1 protein-coding gene is annotated in these 488 nt (G+C 42.8%); it reads right to left on the bottom strand.

Going from position 1 to position 488, the window contains the following annotated elements; all coding sequences use genetic code 11:
* A partial coding sequence (locus ACNFN4_RS22240) for a T7SS effector LXG polymorphic toxin (RefSeq protein WP_160342570.1) occupies positions 1–488 on the bottom strand: 488 nt, incomplete at both ends.

Genomic DNA, 488 nt, shown 5'->3' with positions numbered 1-488 from the left:
CAATCTCGCCTTTTTTCTTATGTATGTCACTTTCCCTGTATGCCTTGGCGTTATAGTGAAGCGGAGTGGCGTTTTTTCCTTGGCCTGTTGCGTTTTGGAGCTGCTGAAAATCTGCCTGAATGAAATGTTCGTTTGCCTCGGTTTCTGCGTATTCTTTCGTTAGATCGTGATCAAGCTTGCCGAGCTTATGTACGGTATCGTCCCGTTTTTTGTCTGCTGATTCCAGCTTTTGATCGACATCTTCTGTAGAGAAAACATCAAGATGAATGATATTGCTGATTTCATCAAGGATACCTTTCATTTCATTGCGCTGTTCCTGCATGATAGCTTTTGATTTATTTTTCGCATGAATCAGCTCATGTTCTAAAAATGACTCTTCCACAAACGAATCGGCTAATCCGGCATCAGCTACTTTTCCTGAAATACTGTTGAGAAACGCAATCTTCATATCGATCAGATCAAGCCAGCTGTCCGTGACGCTGGCGTGG

It is taken from the genome of Bacillus sp. N1(2025), assembly GCF_053470005.1.
This window is presented reverse-complemented; position numbering and strand designations above follow the sequence as displayed.